Source organism: Proteus sp. TSJ240517 (genome assembly GCF_047921575.1).
In the GTDB taxonomy this organism is placed as follows: Bacteria; Pseudomonadota; Gammaproteobacteria; order Enterobacterales; family Enterobacteriaceae; genus Proteus.
Genome location: NZ_JBLRMH010000040.1, coordinates 1 through 264, shown reverse-complemented (window position 1 = coordinate 264; position 264 = coordinate 1). Strand labels below are relative to the sequence as shown.

Below are 264 nucleotides of genomic sequence, written 5' to 3'. Positions count from 1 at the left end.
TGGTGATGACACTCCAGTAATCCGTGGTTCAGCGCTGAAAGCACTGGAAGGCGAAGCTGAGTGGGAAGCAAAAATTGTTGAATTAGCAGAAGCACTGGATTCATACATCCCAGAACCAGAGCGTGCAATTGACAAACCATTCCTGTTACCAATCGAAGACGTATTCTCAATCTCAGGTCGTGGTACAGTAGTAACAGGCCGTGTTGAGCGTGGTGTTATCAAAGTTGGTGAAGAAGTTGAAATCGTTGGTATCAAACCAACAAC

At 45.5% G+C, this 264-nt stretch carries 1 pseudogene; it reads left to right on the top strand.

What is annotated here, in order from left to right:
• A pseudogene (tuf, locus tag ACNARN_RS18670) lies at positions 1-264 on the top strand (elongation factor Tu); the annotation flags it as partial.